Origin of the sequence: Staphylococcus agnetis, from assembly GCF_011466855.1 — a bacterium.
GTDB lineage: Bacteria > Bacillota > Bacilli > Staphylococcales > Staphylococcaceae > Staphylococcus > Staphylococcus agnetis.
The window spans coordinates 145,858-166,360 of the sequence record NZ_CP045927.1 but is presented as its reverse complement, the minus strand read 5'-3'; the positions used below and the strand labels follow the sequence as shown (position 1 = coordinate 166,360).

14 protein-coding genes and 1 tRNA gene are annotated in these 20,503 nt (G+C 39.4%); 5 read left to right on the top strand and 10 right to left on the bottom strand.

Annotated features, from left to right (window positions below):
* Window positions 1-75: 75 nt before the first annotated feature.
* The 6 genes from treR to gltB form a co-directional block, all read right to left on the bottom strand.
* Window positions 76-801, bottom strand: coding sequence for a trehalose operon repressor (gene treR / locus GJE18_RS00805; RefSeq protein WP_085622535.1), 726 nt, complete (start codon window positions 799-801; stop codon window positions 76-78).
* 15 nt (window positions 802-816) lie between these two features.
* A complete protein-coding gene (treC, locus tag GJE18_RS00800; RefSeq protein ID WP_107368820.1) occupies window positions 817-2,457 on the bottom strand; it encodes an alpha,alpha-phosphotrehalase in 1,641 nt (546 codons plus the stop codon).
* 18 nt (window positions 2,458-2,475) lie between these two features.
* On the bottom strand, window positions 2,476-3,912 hold the full coding sequence (gene treP / locus GJE18_RS00795) for a PTS system trehalose-specific EIIBC component (protein ID WP_107368822.1): 1,437 nt from the start codon (window positions 3,910-3,912) through the stop codon (window positions 2,476-2,478).
* Between the two features lie 354 nt (window positions 3,913-4,266).
* Window positions 4,267-4,359, bottom strand: a tRNA-Ser gene (locus GJE18_RS00790).
* 66 nt (window positions 4,360-4,425) lie between these two features.
* Window positions 4,426-5,883: a glutamate synthase subunit beta gene (locus GJE18_RS00785; RefSeq protein ID WP_107368819.1), complete on the bottom strand. Its 1,458-nt coding sequence runs from the start codon at window positions 5,881-5,883 to the stop codon at window positions 4,426-4,428.
* 13 nt (window positions 5,884-5,896) lie between these two features.
* Window positions 5,897-10,399 carry a glutamate synthase large subunit gene (gene gltB, locus GJE18_RS00780; RefSeq protein WP_165886064.1) on the bottom strand — a complete coding sequence of 1,501 codons (4,503 nt, stop codon included), beginning with the start codon at window positions 10,397-10,399 and terminating at the stop codon, window positions 5,897-5,899.
* A gap of 122 nt (window positions 10,400-10,521) precedes the next feature.
* Between gltB and gltC the strand changes: the two genes are divergently transcribed.
* Genes gltC through GJE18_RS00760 form a run of 4 tightly spaced genes read left to right on the top strand, consistent with a single transcriptional unit; the run spans window position 10,522 to window position 15,603 of the window.
* Window positions 10,522-11,400 (top strand): glutamate biosynthesis transcriptional regulator GltC, encoded by an 879-nt coding sequence (gene gltC, locus GJE18_RS00775; protein ID WP_085622527.1) that lies wholly within the window; start codon window positions 10,522-10,524, stop codon window positions 11,398-11,400.
* A 12-nt stretch (window positions 11,401-11,412) separates the two neighbouring features.
* Window positions 11,413-12,525, top strand: a complete 1,113-nt coding sequence (locus GJE18_RS00770) for a YibE/F family protein (protein ID WP_107368816.1) — start codon at window positions 11,413-11,415, stop codon at window positions 12,523-12,525.
* Window positions 12,522-13,304 (top strand): YibE/F family protein, encoded by a 783-nt coding sequence (locus GJE18_RS00765; RefSeq protein ID WP_060552278.1) that lies wholly within the window; start codon window positions 12,522-12,524, stop codon window positions 13,302-13,304. The genes GJE18_RS00770 and GJE18_RS00765 overlap by 4 nt, the downstream gene beginning before the upstream one ends.
* 40 nt (window positions 13,305-13,344) lie before the next feature.
* Window positions 13,345-15,603 (top strand): ATP-binding cassette domain-containing protein, encoded by a 2,259-nt coding sequence (locus GJE18_RS00760; RefSeq protein ID WP_107368815.1) that lies wholly within the window; start codon window positions 13,345-13,347, stop codon window positions 15,601-15,603.
* A gap of 105 nt (window positions 15,604-15,708) precedes the next feature.
* Here the strand turns inward: GJE18_RS00760 and isaB are convergent, their stop codons facing one another.
* Window positions 15,709-16,215 carry an immunodominant staphylococcal antigen IsaB family protein gene (gene isaB, locus GJE18_RS00755; RefSeq protein ID WP_060552276.1) on the bottom strand — a complete coding sequence of 169 codons (507 nt, stop codon included), beginning with the start codon at window positions 16,213-16,215 and terminating at the stop codon, window positions 15,709-15,711.
* 226 nt (window positions 16,216-16,441) lie between these two features.
* On the opposite strand from isaB, the gene GJE18_RS00750 reads away from it, so the two are divergent.
* Complete coding sequence (locus GJE18_RS00750) at window positions 16,442-16,714, top strand: hypothetical protein (protein ID WP_037564939.1); 273 nt, start codon at window positions 16,442-16,444, stop codon at window positions 16,712-16,714.
* A gap of 220 nt (window positions 16,715-16,934) precedes the next feature.
* Here GJE18_RS00750 and GJE18_RS00745 read toward each other — a convergent pair whose 3' ends face one another.
* From GJE18_RS00745 to GJE18_RS00735, 3 genes are all read right to left on the bottom strand, one after another.
* Window positions 16,935-17,951, bottom strand: a complete 1,017-nt coding sequence (locus GJE18_RS00745) for a LysM peptidoglycan-binding domain-containing protein (protein ID WP_107376464.1) — start codon at window positions 17,949-17,951, stop codon at window positions 16,935-16,937.
* 405 nt (window positions 17,952-18,356) lie between these two features.
* Entirely contained in the window at window positions 18,357-19,496 is a 1,140-nt protein-coding gene (locus tag GJE18_RS00740) for a bifunctional cystathionine gamma-lyase/homocysteine desulfhydrase (protein WP_107368813.1), read from the bottom strand.
* Window positions 19,489-20,400 (bottom strand): PLP-dependent cysteine synthase family protein, encoded by a 912-nt coding sequence (locus GJE18_RS00735; protein WP_107368812.1) that lies wholly within the window; start codon window positions 20,398-20,400, stop codon window positions 19,489-19,491. The genes GJE18_RS00740 and GJE18_RS00735 overlap by 8 nt, the downstream gene beginning before the upstream one ends.
* Window positions 20,401-20,503: the final 103 nt, after the last annotated feature.

The window sequence follows — 20,503 nt, the reverse complement described above, 5'->3', positions numbered from 1 at the left end:
TCCTATTATGCAAATGCAAGCCCTAACTTACTTTAACTTTGACAAACCATTGAACAGAACACCTATCCACTTACCCTATATTTTATGACGGCGTGAAAAATCCATAAATTTAAACTCTGTCGCGATATGTTTCGAGATATTATACTGGAACTTCGTCGTATCTTTGAGGTGTACAATACCACGTACTGTCGCTGTATATTCTGGTGCCATCGCCCCAAACGCTTCACGCTCTATTTGTCCAAATGGTTCAAACGTAATGGATTTACTGGAAAAACTAATTTCAAATCCTTTCACATTCTCAATATAATCATAGAGAGATTCTTGGACGATGACTTCTGTTAAATCAGGAAACATGTCGGCACGCACATAGTCTTCATCGATAATTTTAGTGACGCCTTCAACTTGACGATAACGTATAAAATGCCATAATGGCGTGTCCATTGAAATTTTCAATGCTTGTTTGACATGTGGCACGTCTTTTGCAACGATGCGCTCGAACGTATGGACAACGGTTTGATGTTGTAAATTCATATATTTTTTAACTTCTTTAAAGCTCATTAAATCCGCAAACGGAAACTCTGTCACACCTTGATAAATGACGACAGATCCTTTTCCTCGAATCTTTTGAATCATGCCTTCAGATACGAGCATATTCAAACTTTTACGCACTGTTTCACGTGACACGTTGTAATTTTCTACCAACTGATGTTCAGACGGCAATCGTTCACCATAACGGTAATCGCCCTCTAATATTGCGCGTCGCATATTTTCGTAAATCAGTTTGAATTTATTTTGTTTCATCGTCGTCCTCGCCTCTTATTCATTTTCTTTTGCGATTACAATCGCACTATAGCCACCAACGTCATTTTTATTTATCGTACCATTTTGTATCACAATATGACCATCTAAATTTATATCATCAGGTAGTGTCACTGTATCACCTGTTATATTGGCGACAATGAGCCATACATCACCTTTATAATGACGTTCGTAAATAAATAGCGCCGGATGCGACATGTGTTTTGGTACGATATTGCCATATGTGATAATGTCATGATCATGTCGTAAACGAATAAGGTCTCGGTACGTATAAAAGAGGGAATTTTCATCCGCTAAAGCCGCTTCAACATTAATTGTCCGGTAATTATGTGCCACTTCTATCCATGGCGTGCCCGATGTAAATCCTGCATGAGCTGAAGCATCCCATTGCATAGGCGTTCTCGAATTATCCCGTGATTTCTGACCTAAAATTGTCAAAATGTCAGATTCTGCCATTCCCTTATCTTTCATCATTTGATATGCATTTAAAGACTCCACATCGCGGTATTGTTTGATTGATGTAAAGTGTGGGTTGGTCATACCGATTTCTTCCCCTTGATAAATATAAGGTGTTCCTTGCAGCATATGCAGTACTATCGCAAGCGTTTTGGCACTCTTTTGTCGTAGCACCTCGTCCGCATCGCTACCAAAACGTGAGACAACGCGAGGTTGATCATGATTACACCAAAATATCGCATTCCAACCGCCACCATCATATATGCCACGTTGCCAATCCATTAAGATGGACTTTAATTGGTATAAATCAAATGATTGATCCGTCCATTTTTCACCATTTTTATAATCGACTTTTAAATGATGAAAGTTAAATACACTGCTTAGTTCTTGACGGTCTTCACGCGTGTACCGAATACAATGATCTAACGTGGTTGAAGACATTTCCCCCACTGTCATTAAACCTTTATCTCCAAAAGTATTACGATTTAATTCATGTAAATAATCGTGCACCCGGGGTCCATCAGTATAAAATTCTTTTCCAATCGCTTCAGAATCTTTAAATTCACCTTTAGAAATTAAGTTGATCACGTCAAAACGAAAACCATCCACACCTAAATCAATCCAATGATTTACGATATCAAACACTTCTTGTCGCACTTTAGGATTATCCCAATTTAAATCCGCTTGTGTAACATCAAATAAATGTAAGTAATATTCTTCAGAACTCGTATCATACGCCCAAGCATTACCGCCAAACTTAGATTCCCAATTGGTAGGAGGCCCATCATCTGAAGGTTTGAAAAAATAATAATCCCGATAAGGACTCGATTTAGACTTCAATGCTTCTTGAAACCATCGATGTTCCGTTGACGTATGATTGACAACAATATCCAACATAATTTTAATATTTCGATCATGCGCTTCTTGTATGAGCATTTTTAAATCTGCTTCATCACCAAAATGTTTATTAATTTGATAATAATCTCGAATATCATAGCCGTTATCGTTCATCGGCGAATCGTATATCGGCGTTAGCCATATATAATCCACACCCAAAAACGCGAGATAATCTAACTTTTCAACAATACCTTGTAAATCGCCTTCACCATTGCCTGTTGTATCATTAAAAGATTTTACATAAATTTGATACACAACCGATTTCTTCCAATCTCGTTGTACCAATGTAATCCCACCTTAAACTTAAAGATTTTCATCTACCATTTTTTTCGTTTTTTCACGACTAAATCGCGATAAAACGATTGTTAATATACAAGGGACAATCATTGAAACGACTGTTGCTATCGCGTATACTCCCCAAAACTGTTGTTTAATGGATAAAATGGCAGGAACACCGCCAACACCAACACTACCAATGACACCAGATGCTCCAATGAAAGCACCAACGCACATAGATGTTAAAATCGCCGCAATAAATGGATATTTTAATGGTAAGTTCACACCAAACATTGCTGGCTCTGTCACACCTAAGAACCCTGAAATCCCTGATGTTGCAGCCAAACTTTGTTCTTTCTCAAGCTTACGTTTCTTGTAGACATACCATGCACCAAACGCCGCAGAGCCTTGTGCGATATTGGACATAGCCACAATCGGCCATAAATATGTGCCACCAACACTACTTCCCATCAGTTGGAAGTCCACTGCTAAAAACATATGATGTAATCCTGTAATGACTAATGGTGCATATAATAAGCCATAAAATGCACCGCCAAGCCATCCTGCATTTTGGAATAAAAATGTCACTGCGCCTGTTAAGCCTTTACCTAACACTAACGCGACTGGACCAATGATTAAAAAGGCTAAAAATCCTGTTACGAGTAACGCTATAGGTCCAACTACTAACAATTTAATCGAATCATGCACCACTTTATTCAGTGCTTTTTCAATTTTAGCTAACACATAGGAAGCAAGTAATACGGGTAATACTTGACCTTGATAATTAAGTTGTTCAATTTTCAAACCAAAAATGTGCCATGTAGGAATTTTATCGACTTTCCCGATATCATATTGAGATACTAATTGTGGGTGCATCAATACGAGCCCCAGTACAAGCCCGAGCACTGGATTCCCACCGAATACGCGCATCGCACTCCAACCGACAAGTGCCGGTAAGAAAATAAACGCAGTTGTCGCAATGACATTAATGATATTCGCGAAATCAGCAATTTGCGGTACACGTTCGACGATAGACGGCGATTTATTAATCAATGGCATCGTCAAAACGTTGTTAATCCCTAACAGTAAACCTGCTGTTACAATCGCAGGCAAAATCGGTATAAAAATATCACCTAACAATTTGATTAAGCGCTGGATTGGGTTCCCCTTTTTCGCAGCCATCGCTTTAGCTTCATCTTTCGACGCTTCTGTAGTTCCTGTTTCATTAACTAACACTTTGTATGCTTCATCTACAGTGCCTGGACCAATAACGATTTGGTATTGATTATCTGCCTTAAATTGACCTTTCACAAGCGGATTTGCAGCTAATTTGTCTTTGTTCACTTTACTATCATCTTCTAATACTAAGCGTAAGCGTGTCACACAATGTGTAGCGGTTTGTAAATTGGCTTTACCACCAATGGCATCGATAATGTCACGCACATCTGATACTTTTACAGCCATCCCATACACTCCCTCTTTTTCGACTTGTCTATACAAATTATATGTTGTATAGACAAGTTTTGTAAAGGCTTTCATAAATCTTTATGCAAATGTCCATAAAATAAATAACACCCCTCATACTTAGCACATCAATTAGGCATAATGAACGACGTCATTTTTGATTAAACTACTTTTTTATACTTTGTTCATTTAAACACTTTTGTTTTAGCTCATAGCAAAGTCACCTTTTTTACATTGGGTTCGTTTTAAATGCGTCTTCAATCACACATTTTTCAACAACGTAAAAAAGCCAAATGTTCAAATCGCGTTAAACATTTGGCTTTTATATCTATTAGTCTTGGATTTTACTTATAATGGCGGAGGAAGAGGGATTCGAACCCCCGCGAGCCGTTAAGCCCCTGTCGGTTTTCAAGACCGATCCCTTCAGCCGGACTTGGGTATTCCTCCGTGTTACGAGCACATAAAATATAATATTATAGCCCGCACACAATGTCAACAAAAATTTTACAAAAATTAAACAAAAGTTTTGCGCTTGAGATGTTCATGAACTGAAACAGCGACTTCACGCCCTTCTTTAATTGCCCAAACGACTAAACTTTGGCCACGACGTGCATCACCAGCCGCGAAATATTTAGCTTGATTCGTTTTATAATCTTGCGTATTCGCAACAATCTTTTGACGATTCACTTTAAGGTCAAGCGCTTGGGTAATTTGAGACGTTACCCCTTCAAAACCTATCGCCAATAACACAAGGTCCGCTGGGATTAAAATCTCACGGTCATCTCCCACAAGCGAGCCATCTGCTTGATCTCGTTGTACTTGCGCATAAATGCCACGTACATGAAACATATCATCAATGTCAAATCGCATCGTTTGAATTCCATAAGCTCTTGGTTCCACCCCAAATTTCGCTTCATATTCTTGATGCGCATAATCTTTTTTCAAAACAGGTTCAGGAAATGGCCAACTATAGTTCATTTCAAAACGCTCAGGCTTTTTGGCTTTACGATTAAATTGAACGACAGATTTACACCCATCACGCAACGCCGTGGCAACACAGTCCGCACCGGTATCGCCATCACCAATAACGACCACATTTTTCCCTTTAGCAGAAATGGTTTGTTGTGACGTTTCCCCAAGTAACAATTGGGTCTGTTCAGTTAAATAATCCATCGCAAAATGAATCCCTAACCCCATACGGCCTTCTAAAGGTAAGTTCCGTGGTTTTTCAGCACCTGTACATACAACAATGGCATCATACGTACGATCTAATTCCTCTTTTGTCATATCCTTACCAATTTCTACATTACAATAAAAATGAATGCCCGCTTCTTTCATCAAATCAATGCGTCGAAATACAACATCTTTACCCAATTTCATATTGGGGATGCCATATGTCAATAAGCCCCCTGGTTGTGCTTGTTTTTCAAAGATATCTACCGAATATCCTAACGCATTTAATTCTTCAGCCGCTGCCAATCCAGCAGGACCACTCCCAATAATGGCAACTTTTTGGTCAATACGTGCGTGAGGCATGCGTGGTTTAACCCAATCATTTTCAAAAGCTTCATCTATAATGGTACGTTCGATCCCCTTTATGGCCACAGCATCTCGATTGATTTTCATCACACATGAGGCTTCACAAGGTGCAGGACATACATAGCCAGTAAAATCTGGAAAGTTGTTTGTTTCTGACAAGCGCTCAAACGCCGTTTTGAAATCACCGCGATATACTAAATCATTCCATTCAGGTATATAATTGCCTAGCGGACAACCGAGCGTTTCACGTTCAATTTGAACACCAGTTTGACAGAACGGTGTGCCACAGTCCATACATCGTGCCCCTTGTTGTTGTGCATCCCCATTTGTGAATCGAGACTGATACGGTTCAAAATTCGCAATTCGGTCCGTCAAAGGCAACTCATCAAGCTTTCGTTTTGGATATTTCATAAATCCTTTAAATTCACCCATTATTAGACCTCCTTTAGTAAACCGAAATCGTCGTATCTAAACTTGATACAGCGAGATCAGATTGATCATTAAACGCCGACAACAAGGCTTCTTGACGGCCTTGATTTTGTTCATAATGATAAATCTTTTGCATCATACGTTTATAATCTTTCGGAATCACTTTAATACAATTTGCGAGCTGTGCCTCAAAATTTTCTAAAATACGTTGCGCTTTTGTACTTTGTGTATACGTTACATGATTGGCTAACATTTGCTTCAACATTTCGGCTTCTTTAGCATCCGTTACAGCATCAAAATCTAATGTATTTAACGCATGTGCCGCTTTAAACGCCTCAACATCTGAAGGGAAAATGTAGCTCACACCACCGCTCATCCCTTGGCCGAAGTTTCTACCGACGTCTCCTAATATCACAACACGTCCACCAGTCATATATTCTAATCCGTGATCTCCAACACCTTCGACCACAACATTCACGCCACTATTACGGATACAAAAACGTTCACCTGCACGGCCGTTAATATATGCACTTCCGCTCGTTGCGCCATAAAAACATACGTTACCAACGATAATGTCACGTTCGCGTGCTTCATTAGGCGCATTCACGACGATTTGTCCACCAGATAGACCTTTACCGACATAATCGTTTGCATCTCCGGTGTGATGTAACGTAAGCCCTTGCGGAATCCATGCACCTAAGCTTTGACCCGCATGACCTGTTGTATACACGTTTATCGTATTAGGTTCAAGCCCTTTTAAACCGTGTTGTTGTGTGATCTCACTCCCTGTAATGACACCGACATTACGTTGTTCATTACCTATTGTGAACGTACCGCTAAAAGGTACACCACGCTCAATCGCTTGATGCGTTGCAGGTAAAAGTTCAGTAAGATCAAATCCATGCTCTAGACCGTGTTGTTGCTCGATAGACTTCGTACGCTCCCCTTCATTTTGATGTAGTAATGCATTTAAATTCAGTTCACGCGCTTTTGGATGCTTACGCGCTTTATAAGATGGTGTTAATAAATCCGTTCGACCCACAAGTTCATCTACTGAACGTAAACCGAGTTCCGCTAAAATTTCACGTAATTCTTGCGCCACAAAGTGCATGTAATGAACCACATGATCTGCTTTGCCTGTAAACAGTGCGCGTAAATCTCCATTTTGTGTTGCGATACCGACAGGACACGTATCTTTATGACATACACGCATCATAATACAACCTAGTACTACGAGTGGTGCTGTCGCAAAACCGAACTCTTCTGCACCTAAAGCAGCAGCATAGGCTACATCACGGCCTGTGAGTAACTTACCATCTGTCTCAAGGCGTACGCGTGAACGCAATCCATTGAGCATCAGTGTTTGATGCGTTTCTGCCAATCCTAATTCCCATGGTAATCCAGCATGTTGAATACTCGTTTTAGGGGAAGCTCCTGTACCTCCATCGTATCCAGAAATCACTATTTTATCTGCAAAAGCTTTCGCCACACCTGCGGCAATCGTACCTACCCCTGATTTTGATACGAGTTTTACCGTAATGTCGGCTTGGCGATTCACATTTTTTAAATCATGAATCAACTGAGCTAAGTCTTCAATAGAATAAATATCATGATGTGGTGGGGGTGAAATTAAGCCAATACCTGGTGTTGATCCCCTTACTTCAGCAATCCAAGGATATACTTTTGTCCCCGGAAGTTGTCCCCCTTCGCCTGGTTTAGCGCCTTGTGCAACTTTAATTTGAATTTCTTTAGCATGTTGTAAATAATGACTGGTCACACCAAAGCGACCTGATGCCACTTGTTTAATCGCACTTTTATAGTCCGCCCCATCTTCGGACACCTTATAACGTTCAAGTGCTTCGCCACCTTCTCCACTGTTACTTTTCCCACCAAGACGGTTCATCGCTTCTGCTAAAGTTTGATGTGCCTCTTGAGAAATCGAACCATAACTCATCGCCCCTGTTTTAAAACGTTTAACAATGGCTTCCACAGACTCAACTTTATCTATATGAATACTTGATTGCGTTTTGAAATCAAACAAGTCTCGCAAATGACTTGCCGTATGATGATTCGCAACTTCTGAAAACTGCTTAAACTTTTCATAGTCATTGTCGCGACACGCATGTTGTAATAACTGGATGGTCATTGGATTAAATGTGTGATATTGCCCTTGTTGGCGCCATTGGAATGTACTACCCGGTTGTAAATAAGGCTGGTCAATGGTTTGACGGCGTTTATTTTCAACATCCAATGTCGCTAATGAAATGCCCGACAGTTTAGACGGTGTTCCTGGGAAATAATGTTCAATTACATCGTCTCCTAAACCAACCGCTTCAAAAATTTGTGCCCCATGATAACTTTGTACCGTGGAGATCCCCATTTTCGCCATCACTTTTATAAGTCCTTCTGAAAAAATCGTATTCAGTTGCGCCACATTAGACGCAACGTCCCCTTGTATACGTTTATTTTCAGTTAAATCGGCAACGGTTTTTTGCGCTAAATACGGTACGACTGCATTGGCTCCGTAGCCTACAAGACAAGCTAAATGGTGAACTTCACGCATTTCCCCAGACATCGCAACGATACTGGTTTGCATACGAAGGTCATGGCGGATAAGTAATTGATGAATATGACTAACCGCAAGTAACATTGGCATCGCAAATTGCGTTGCCTCGCTCACAGATTTGTCTTCTAAAACGACGACTTCTACCCCTTGTTGTACTGCTTCAATCACAGCTTTCCCCAAATTGTTTAACGCCTCTTTTAAGTTTTCTGTGTATCCCGTTGAAAAATAAGCCGTTTTTAACGCATGTGATGCAATATGTTGCAATTGATGTTCTGTTAACACAGGGTGTTTTAATTGCACCCGCTTCAGTGCATCTGGTCCTGGTTTAAGTACATTGCCTTCCCCACCTAAATATGTGAGCTCACTCGTGACGATTTTTTCACGGTAGGCATCAATAGGCGGATTGGTTACTTGCGCAAACAGTTGCTTAAAGTAATTAAATAGCGATTCCGGTTGTTCATTTAATACAGCAAGTGGCGCATCATACCCCATAGCACCAATCGGGTCTTTTCCACCCGTTATTAACTCAGTTAAATATTTATCAATATCTTCTTTCGTGTAACCAAAGCGTTGTTGCATTTGAAATACCGTTTCATCAGACACATTTAACCCTTGATATGGGATGTGGTCTATATCGAGATTAATACGTTCATCTGATAACCATTGCGCGTAGGGTTGTTGCGATGCAATGGTTTGTTTCAACGCTTCGTTTCCGATGACTTGATGTTCATTAAAATCAACGAGCAATAATTTCCCTGGGTTTAATTGCCCTTTATACGCCACTTCTGTCTCATCAACATCTACGACACCCACTTCAGATGAAAAAATAATTTCGTTATTTGTTGTAATCGTATAACGACCTGGACGCAAGCCATTTCGGTCTGTTAACGCACCGAGTTTATCCCCATCACAAAACGAAATCATCGTCGGTCCATCCCACGGTTCCATGAGATAACTATAAAATTCATAAAAGGCACGCACATTGGGATCATTGCTCTCGTTGTACAACCATGGCTCTGGAATAAGCAACATCGCTGCTTGTTCTGGCGGCATCGCTAAACTTAAAAATTCAAGCGCATTATCAACGATGGCCGAGTCACTGCCCGATTCATCCAAGATGCGATGCACTTTATGCGCATCTGTACCAAATACCGTTTGAATTAAACGTTTTTGACGGGCACGCATCCAATTCACGTTACCTTGAATTGTATTAATTTCCCCATTATGCATTAACAAACGATTCGGATGTGCCCGCTCCCAGCTCGGAAACGTATTCGTACTAAAACGTGAATGTACTGATCCGAATTTTGAAACATACGCCGCTTGTTGTAAGTCGACATATAAGGCTTTAATTTGATCTGAACGCAGCCATCCTTTATATACAATGGTACGTCGAGACAAACTCGTAAAATAGATGCCTAATTTTTCTTTACTACTATAATGTTCAATTTGTTTACGCGCGAGATAAAGTGCACGATCAAAATGTTTCGCTGAGCGATTGACCACGAACAGTTGTTGAATGGTAGGCATCGTTTTGGCAACGTGTGGTGCCAGGCAAGTTACATCTACCGGAACGTCTCGGTAACCGAGAAGCGCCAACCCTTCCGCTTCAAAAATACGAGCAATTTTAGGGTGGTGCTTAGATTGAGAAATGTCTTCGTTAGCGAAATACATACCCACCGCATAATCCCCTTCTTGGGGTAAATCCAGTGCCACCACCGACTTAAAATACGCATAAGGAATTTCAGTCATTATGCCAGCACCGTCACCAGTAATACCGTCTGCACCAATGCCTCCACGATGATCTAGTCGACGTAGCATTTCTAATGATTTTTCCACAATATGGTGCGAACGTTTATTATCCATATTGGCATAAAAGCCAATGCCACACGCGTCATGCTCTTCACGCGCATCATAGAGTCCATTTTGAGCATACGATAAATTGTTAGACATTTCTGACACCTCTCTTCAGTAATACAATCAACTATATAGATACTCATTTATCACATCAATATATAATTGAGATGAAATCTATCTCATTTTGAGATAATATGGACATAAATGGGGGGAGAACGTTGGAACTAAAACAATTAAAGTATTTTGTAGAAGTTGCTAAAAGAGAACATATATCTGAAGCCGCTTTAGAATTGAATGTCGCGCAATCAGCCATTAGCCGTCACATTAGTAATTTAGAAAGTGAATTAGGTACTGCTTTATTTCACCGTAAAGGGCGCAATGTATATTTAACGACAGAAGGGAAACATCTACTTAATGTTGCGCGTCCTATTTTAGAACAAGTGGATCAAACGTTAGACTATTTTCAAATGCAACAAGAAGTCCGTTCAAGCACCGTGATGTTGGGATATATAGATGGTGCCGTTGGCCAAATTTTACCGCAAGTGTTAGATAAAATTGAAACTGAGATGGCAATCTCCATCATTCCTACCTTACTTAAAGCACAAGACATTAAAACGGCCTTAGCCAGCAATGAAATTGATATTGCCATCACCAATGAAGGGATTGCAGATGCGCAATTTGAGCACCACCCACTATTTGAAGAAACATACGTTTTATACGGTCCACCACATCATCCATTAATGACCGTCCCGAATCCACCGATGTCACATATTTTAAAGCATCAACTTTACATTCATGAACCCGTATCCGAAGACTTTAAAACCTATCTACACGCCCATGCAATACATCCCGTTTATCAGTGTAAAGTAACACAATTCGCACGCTTTATCTTACAACGTGAAAAAGGCTTTGTCGTTGCACCATCTTATATAAATCTATATAGTCATACACATCAATGGTCTAAAATCTCATTATCACATACCGATATGCGTAAGACGGTGTCACTCGTATATCGTAAAGACTATGCACATACGGACCACTTAAAAATGATTAACATGCTTATCTCACATTTACAACAACATGCAACTTATCATTAAAAGGAGACATTTATGACACGATTTCAATCGCATCGCTCATTTTTGTTGACGTTATTGATTACAGTGATTTTGGCAATAGCTGTCATTGTATTCACATGTTTTAACGCACGCTTTTATTCGACTCCAATTGGAAAAGTCACTGAAGTCGTCAAACATCATAAAGAAACGTCAATCGATGAACATAAAAATAAAGATATTAAATATACAGATACACTACATATTAAATTACTGAACACAAAGGATGAAGGAAAAACGATTACCGTCCATCACCCTTACAATCAATCTAAAACGGAAGAACAAGCGTATCACCCCGGAGACAAAGTATTGATCCATCTCGGCAAACACGCACACGATCATTATATACAAGAGAAAAAACGGGATACGCTTGTCGCAACGTTAATGAGTGTATTTGCCATCGCATTATTAATTGTAGGCCACCGCGTTGGTGTACAATCCATTTTATCAATTGTATTAAATACGATAGCAATATTATCAGCAATCGCACTCTATAATGCATATACTCACCTTAATTTATTTATGCTCATGAGTATTGCTGTACTCATCGCAACCGCGATAACACTTTGGCTCGTTATTGGATGGACGAAACGTACTATAGTAACAATCATTAGTACGTTACTCGGTACCTGGCTTTCGGTCGGTTTGTCGTGGGTAGTGATTATGTTGACGCACGCAGAAGGTATTAAATATGAAACGATGAGTTTTTTAACTTTGCCACCCCATGTCATCTTTTTAGCATCTGTGATGGTAGGATCACTCGGAGCCGTCATGGATGTTGCCATTACGATATCGAGTGGTATGTATGAAATTATGCAACGTTCCCCACATATTTCACGTAAACGCTGGATTTTAGCAGGACGTAATATTGGTAGTGATATTATGGGGACCATGACGAACATATTGCTATTTTCATATTTAGCGGGCGGTCTCCCATTACTGCTTCTATATTTAAAAAATGCGAATACACTCACCTACAGTATTTCCATGAACTGGTCTTTAGAAATCGCACGTGCGATTACAGGTGGCATCGGCATAGTGTTAACCATTCCAATCACCATTGCATTGATGCAACTTTGGCATTTTTGGGAAAGAGGTGACCGCACATGAACGCAGTCGTCGTTTTAGCGCTGATTTTATTTGTATTAATGTTGATTTTTGGCGGTAAATCGGGCGCTATCGCTTTCGGTACATTATTTTTAAATTTTATATTGCTCGTCATCGCAATTATAATGATGATTTTTGGTATACCCATTTATATCGTAACGCTGATTTTTTGTATTATCGTAGCAGCGATTAACTTATTCGCACTCAATAGTTTTAACATTAAAACTTTCGCAGCGTTTATCGCAAGCATTGTCACAACCGTTATTATGCTTGCAGCGATATATTTATCAATTCATTTCGGACATCTACAAGGTTTCACCCAAGAAGAACAAGATGAGACGTATATTTTTTCAATGAATATCGGTATTGATATGGAACAATTCATGATTTTCGTCGTAATTCTTGCAGTGATTGCGGCAGTAATTGACTTAGCCATTACCATCAGTTCACCAATGTATGAACTTCATGAAACAAATCCATCACTTTCTTCACGCGCATTATTTGAATCTGGAATGCGTGTTGGCCGTGAAATTTTGGCAACTTCTGCCAATACCATTTATTTAGCTTTTATTGGTGGTTCAATGACACTCGTATTCTGGTTTTTTAATTTACACTATCACTTTGGGCATCTCATTAATGCCAAACTATTCGTCCAAGAACTGATAACCATCGTTCTTGGTGGTATTGCCATCGCCATATGTATACCAATAACTGCTGCGATTACTGCTTGGCTCATTCACAATCATCACCGATTACCGATTTCATTTAATAGCCGTACATGAGATGACGCCATTAGGGTAAAAGAACATGGAGGTGAATGTCATGACGCATATACACATACGCGGCGCACGTCAAAACAATTTAAAAAATATTCACGTAGCGATTCCAAAACATCAACTCACAGTCGTTACCGGTCGCTCAGGGTCAGGTAAATCCTCTCTCATTTTTAGTACCATTGCGGCTGAATCTGAGCGCTTATTAAACGAAACGTACTCAAGCTACATCCAACATCAATTAACACACTATGATAAACCAGATGTAGACCAAATAGAAAACTTGCCCGTAGCCATGATTATTAATCAAAAGCGACTTGGCGGTAATTCACGATCAACCGTGGGAACGATTTCTGACATTTATGCCTCCGTTCGCTTATTATGGTCACGGATTGGCGAACCATTTGTAGGTTATTCGGATGTCTTTTCCTTTAATAACCCAAATGGAATGTGTGAAACTTGCCAAGGATTAGGCTATGTTGAAGACATTGATTTAAACGAGTTATTAGATTATGAAAAATCGCTCAATGAAGGCGCGATTAACTTCCCATCATTTAAACCGGACAGCTGGCGAGGAAAACGTTATCGCTATTCAGGTCTTTTTGATAACGACAAAAAATTAAAAGATTATACAGAAGAAGAAATGCACACTTTCTTATATACAGAACCGACTACACTTAAAAATCCCCCTTCCAACTGGCCAAAAACAGCCAAGTTCGAAGGTTTAATCCATCGGTTCCGACGCTCATTTTTAATCAATGACAATTTTGAGAAGAAACGGTTTTTAAAAGACATACAACGTGTTGTCACCACACATCAATGTCCTACTTGTAACGGACAACGGCTAAATCAGAAGGTACTTCGTTGTAAAATCAATGGTATGAACATCTCAGAATTTACTGCATTAACCATAGAAGAAACCATTCCATTTTTAAAAACGATTCAAAGCGATAAAGCTGCATTTATCATCCAACCTTTATTGACACAACTTGAAGCGCTCAATGATATTGGATTGAATTATTTAACACTTGGGCGTGAAACGACAACCCTTTCAGGGGGTGAATCCCAGCGCATCAAACTGATTCGTCATTTAAATAGCCCGCTTACCGATTTAGTCTATATCATTGATGAGCCAAGTGTTGGATTGCACCCTGAAGACATTGAAAAGATCAATCAAATTATGTTAAACATACGTGACAAAGGCAACAGTGTCATCATCGTTGAACATGATCCCGATGTTATTAAAATCGCTGATCATGTCATAGACATCGGACCGGGCGCTGGCAAAAATGGTGGCAATGTTACCTTTGAAGGCACATATCGTGACTTATTAAAATCAGATACTGACACAGGACGTGCATTAACACGCCATCATCAATTAAAAACGCATACACCGACCCATTACAAGAATTGGTATACGTTAAATCACATCTCACGTAATAATTTAAATGACGTCTCAGTTAAAATACCGAAGCAGGCGCTCACGGTGCTCACTGGTGTCGCAGGTTCTGGTAAAAGCTCTTTAATCAAAGCTGGGTTTGAAAGAGAGCCGAATGCCATATTTATTGATCAAAAGCCTGTACATGCGTCTAACCGGTCGAACCTACTCACCTATATGGATGTCTTTGATGAAGTACGCGACTTTTTTAGTAAAGCAACGGGTCTTAAAAAAGGCATGTTGAGTTATAATTCAGAAGGTGCATGTCCCAACTGTAATGGTAAAGGCGTGCTCAAAACCGAACTCGCATTTATGCCAGATTTTTCACAAGTATGTGAAGTGTGCGGTGGGACACGCTATAAGCAAGAGGTCTTAGATGCCAAAGTGGAAGGTAAGTCAATTGCGGATGTTTTAGCTCTAACGGTCGAGGAAGCTATCACCCTGTTTGAAAAAGAACCAACAATCGCGTCTCGCCTTAAAGCCCTACAATCTACAGGCCTTTATTACATGACGCTAGGTCAATCATTAGATACACTTTCGGGCGGTGAAATGCAGCGGGTTAAATTAAGCCGTTATTTAACAGAAAAAATGTCCAATCACGTGTTTATTTTTGACGAACCTACAACTGGCTTACATGAAGACGATATCCCAATTTTACAGTCTCGATTTGAACAATTGATCAAAGACGGCAATACAGTCATTCTGATTGAACACAATTTAACAATGATGACTCAAGCGGATTGGCTCATTGATGTGGGGCCGGGGGCTGGAACGAAAGGCGGACATATTTTATATAGTGGTCCTCCACAAGACCTCTTTCATATTCAAAACTCAGTCACCGCAAAACATCTCGCACGTTATATTGAATAAGTACCTCTCAAACCAAACGAATAGCCTTCAAAATTTATCACTCGATAAAATTTGAAGGCTATTTTTAACTCTAAGACGTATTTATTTATATATACTAAATAAGCGTTATTTCGCTTTAATAACGATTGAATTACCAGGATAAAATGCCACTTCAGTTGTTTTAGTATTGTACACTTCACCTTTTTTTACATGATGTTCAATCGATGTCGTACTATTTTTAATATGATTAATACGTAATGTAAGATTTACTAATTTATTGTTGTGATCAAAACCAACAATGACACCGTTTTTTTCAAAGAACGTTAAGTCTTTTTTTCCATAATATTTTTTGAAATCAGAACCTAACGCTTTAAAGACATCCGCTTTCGTAGATTGACCCACTTTTAATCCATTAAATATAAATTGATCGGCCTTTAAACCAGCATAAAAGTTTTTATCTTCTAAAGCGTTATTATTCGGTATATTAAATTGTCCATTATACGTATAATAAGGTGTTTGAGGTTGTGACGTCGCAGCATGTGCGGTATCCGAACCTTGACTCACAGCCCCCGCCCCTACTAACATTGTCACAGATAACCCAGTTGCTAATAAAGTTTTTGAGATGTTTTTCATTTTTTGATACTCCTTGTTCTCTTTATAATATTAAGTTGTTATAAAAACATTCCCTTATTATTATGTGATTTATTCTAACAAAATGATATGAAAATATCATTCATTTTACCATCATAAATTGGATGTATGTGGGTATACTACTAGAGACGGATTTCCGTTACAGATGACATTCCATTTTGAAATGTTATACTATTACAAAGACTATGTTAGCGTAAGGAGAATGATTATGTCTAAAAAAGATAATTCAACATTAAGTGCCGTTTCATTCGTACTTTCAAGTGCAACTGTTGCCATTGACTCATACAATGAATCGAACTTTAAAAACAAAAATAAACAATTAAGCTATTTATCGTTAGGTATTGGGGTTGGCGATATGTTGCTTGATTTTTATCTTACATTCGGTGCAAAAAGTAGTATTGCCAAGGCTTGGTCACTACTCTCATTAGGTCGCCAATTAAAATCATCATTAGAACGTTATAAAACAATTAAAGCATCTTAAATACAACATGCGCTTAAAGCCTTCAAAATTCACACTAAGAATTTTGAAGGCTGTTTTAGTATATTACTGTTTTAAATATTAATTTCGTAGAGATACACACCAACCAAACATGTAGGCGTATATGGTCCCGCGTGCAGTTTAAAATGAAACGCAAAAAAACGATGAGTCCTTCTAACGTAGAAACATCCACGTCGTTGAGACTCACCATGATAGTGATCAATTAATGAATATATTTAAATTGTGCTACGCTATAAGCAGGAATCGTACGATATGTGAGAATACCTGGGCTTGCACTATAGTTCATTTCTGAAACTAAAATACTGCCGTCTGCGTTCACGCGCTCAACGTATGCAACGTGACCATAGTAGCCAATATCTGTTTGTAAAATTGAACCCACTGCTGGACGATTGTTGATTGTATAGCCATCACGTGCGGCATTGTCATCCCAAGCGTTCGCATTCCACCAATACGTGCTGATGCCTTTACCAGCTGCCAAACGTTTATTAAACACGTGCCAAGTACATTGACCCCAGTCGTATAAATTTGAATGATTAAATACTGGAGAATAATAGCCAGGTGTCGATGGTTGGCTTGGTGTAGAAGGCGTTGATGCTGAACCACTTACTTTTAATGTTTGTCCTGGGAAAATTAAGAATGACGTTAAACCATTCAATGCCATAATGTTTTGATACGTTGTGCCATAACGCGCTGCAATTGAAGACAATGAATCCCCCGCTTGAACTGTATACGTTTGTGCCGTACCCGTTGATGTTGATGCTGGACGCGATGGCGTACGTGGTGTACGCGTTGGCGTTGGCACAGAGGCTCTACCACTTACTTTTAGCGTTTGACCCGGGTAAATCAAAGTACTTGTTAAACCATTTAAACGCATAATGTTCGTATAAGATGTACCGTAACGTGCTGCAATTGAAGAAAGTGTATCCCCGCTACGTACCGTGTACGTAGAACCTGAACTTGAACCGCCAGTATTCGTTACTCGAGATGTGTTAGATGACGTTCTGCCACCTGAAACTTTTAAAACTTGATCTGGGAAAATTAAATTTGAAGTTAAACCATTGTAAGACTTAAGTTGAGCGATAGTAATGTTAAATTGATTGGCAATAGACCATAACGAATCGCCAGCTTGTACACGATACGTTGCAGCATCAGCATCGTGTGCAGCGATAGCAGATACAGCCGATGTCCCAATCACCGCTGCGATTATTTTTTTACGCACGCGCTTCCCCTCCTAAATAGTGAAATAAGTTTACTTTTACTGATATACAAATTTATTATACACAGACCTTTGCGAAAAACATATATCCGTTATATAACATTCTTATTACAAATATTCCCACCTAATTTACGTTTGAAATGAGTGTTGCCACTTCGATTTATATTTTTAAAGGGTTTAACGGCATTTTCTTTAGACATAAATTAAGCATATCTTGTAACAATTGAAATATTACAGAATATTTAAGATATCACACCTCTTATTAAGTCATCTCCAGTAACTATTTTGTAATCATTCATACCCTTGCGTTGACCAACATCACTATCTTACATATACAAAAACGCCTTCAACATTCCTTTATAACAGAATATTGAAGGCGGTGTTTTTTATTTATAATATGCATCCTACTTAGGCATCTAGCGCTTGCTTTAAATCTGCTACTAAGTCAGCAGTATCTTCAATTCCAAGTGATAATCGAACCAGGCCATCGGCAATGCCTTCTTTCGCACGCACTTCTGCTGGAATCGATGCATGCGTCATTAGGCTTGGCACTGAAATTAAACTTTCAACAGCCCCTAGACTTTCAGCTAATGTAAAGTATTGTGTTTGCGTTACTAGTTTTTTAGCAGTTTCCACATCCTTCACTTCAAACGACACGATACCTGGCATTCCGTCTGCTTGTTTTTGATGAATGTCTCTGTTCAAGTGACCTTCTATACTTGGATGATAAATCTTCGCTACATTGTCGTGTTGTTTTAACATTTCCACAATAGCTAGAGCGTTACGTTCAATTTGTTCTAAACGTAATCCTAATGTTTTCATCCCACGAACGAGTAAATAACTGTCCTGTGGGCCGAGTACGCCTCCTGTTGAATTTTGAATGAAACCAATTCGTTCCGCAAGTGTCGCATCATTCACTACGACAAGCCCCGCAACAACATCACTGTGACCACCTAAATATTTGGTAGCCGAGTGTACCACGATATCTGCACCAAGTGTTAGTGGCGTTTGATAGTACGGCGTCATAAAGGTATTATCAACCACAGTAATTAAGTTATATTGTTTCCCAAGTTGACTGACAGCTTCAATATCCGTCACGCGTAATAACGGATTCGATGGTGTTTCAATAAACAACATTTTTGTATTATCTTTAATTTTAGCTTCCACGTCATCAATATTTGTCGTATTCACAAAATCAAACGTAATGCCGTAACGGTTAAACACTTTCGTCATGACGCGATACGTACCCCCATATACGTCAGACCCCACAATAATATGGTCACCTTGGTCTAATAGCATGACTACCGCACTAATTGCTGCCATCCCTGAACCAAACGCAAACCCATGCGTTCCATGTTCAAGTGCTGCAATCACTGACTCCAGTGACGTTCGTGTTGGATTCGCAGAGCGTGAATATTCATAGCCTTGTCGTAACGCACCGATGGCATCTTGTTCGTACGTACTTGTTTGATAAATCGGTGTAGTCACCGCACCTGTATAAGGATCTGTCGTCTGACCACCGTGAATTAATAACGTTTTTTTATTCATTTTCCATTCCTCCATATGTAAATATATTTTTCGACATATAACGATCACTACCATCAGGGAAGACAACAACGATATTTCCCTTTTGAATGCGTTGTGCGGTTTGAAGCGCCCCTTCTAATGCCGCACCTGATGAACTACCGACAAGTAGCCCTTCATAACGTGCCAAGTCTTTCACATGTTGAAATGCTGATGCGTCTGATACGACTTCGACTTTATCAATCCATGGTTGTTCCAAAAATGTGGGCCACACTTCAACACCAATGCCTTCTGTATCATGTTTGCCTTTTTCTTGACCACTCAAAATAGAGCCTTGTGGTTCTACTACTACACATCGAATTCCTTGAGAAACAAAGCGCTCTGCCACTCCCGAAAAAGTTCCACCTGACCCTGCACCTGCGACGAAATAATCGATATTTGGTAGATCATTTAAAATTTCTGATGCTAATGTGTGTTGGTATGCTTTAGGGTTTTCTATCGTTTCAAATTGATTCGTATAAAACGCATCATGTTCTATGGCATAAGCTTGTGCTGCTTGTCTTGCACCGGTCATTCCATCTTTATTTGGTGTGCGATAAATCGTTGCACCTAATGCGCGCATCACAGTCATTTTCTCTTCAGCAAACCCTTCAGGTGCGAAAATCACACATTGAATGCCGTATGGTTTCGCAGCCATTAATAATCCTATACCCGTATTCCCAGCTGTTGCTTCGACCACTGTGCCTCCCTTTTTTAAATCACCTTTGTTTAACGCCTGTTCAATGAAGTGCTTTCCTAATCGATCTTTAATACTCCCACCTGGATTAAACATTTCCAATTTCGCATATATGTGTACATCATTCGTACTATAATGTGACAAACGCACTAGCGGTGTATGTCCTATTAAGTCTAATACTTTAGTTGTCATATCGCTCCATCCCTAATCCTTAGTTTACAAATATGAATTATAGTATATAAAAGCTAAAGATTCAATCTTCTGATACGTTTTTAAGGCGTTGTAAGGGAACCAT

Coding starts and splice junctions, on each gene's coding strand:
- GJE18_RS00770 (WP_107368816.1), top strand. CDS start 11,413: ATGACACGATTTCAATCGCATCGCTCATTTTTGTTGACGTTATTGATT.
- GJE18_RS00785 (WP_107368819.1), bottom strand. CDS start 5,883: ATGGGTGAATTTAAAGGATTTATGAAATATCCAAAACGAAAGCTTGAT.
- GJE18_RS00750 (WP_037564939.1), top strand. CDS start 16,442: ATGTCTAAAAAAGATAATTCAACATTAAGTGCCGTTTCATTCGTACTT.
- treP (WP_107368822.1), bottom strand. CDS start 3,912: ATGGCTGTAAAAGTATCAGATGTGCGTGACATTATCGATGCCATTGGT.
- gltB (WP_165886064.1), bottom strand. CDS start 10,399: ATGTCTAACAATTTATCGTATGCTCAAAATGGACTCTATGATGCGCGT.
- GJE18_RS00735 (WP_107368812.1), bottom strand. CDS start 20,400: ATGACAACTAAAGTATTAGACTTAATAGGACATACACCGCTAGTGCGT.
- isaB (WP_060552276.1), bottom strand. CDS start 16,215: ATGAAAAACATCTCAAAAACTTTATTAGCAACTGGGTTATCTGTGACA.
- GJE18_RS00760 (WP_107368815.1), top strand. CDS start 13,345: ATGACGCATATACACATACGCGGCGCACGTCAAAACAATTTAAAAAAT.
- treR (WP_085622535.1), bottom strand. CDS start 801: ATGAAACAAAATAAATTCAAACTGATTTACGAAAATATGCGACGCGCA.
- GJE18_RS00765 (WP_060552278.1), top strand. CDS start 12,522: ATGAACGCAGTCGTCGTTTTAGCGCTGATTTTATTTGTATTAATGTTG.
- GJE18_RS00740 (WP_107368813.1), bottom strand. CDS start 19,496: ATGAATAAAAAAACGTTATTAATTCACGGTGGTCAGACGACAGATCCT.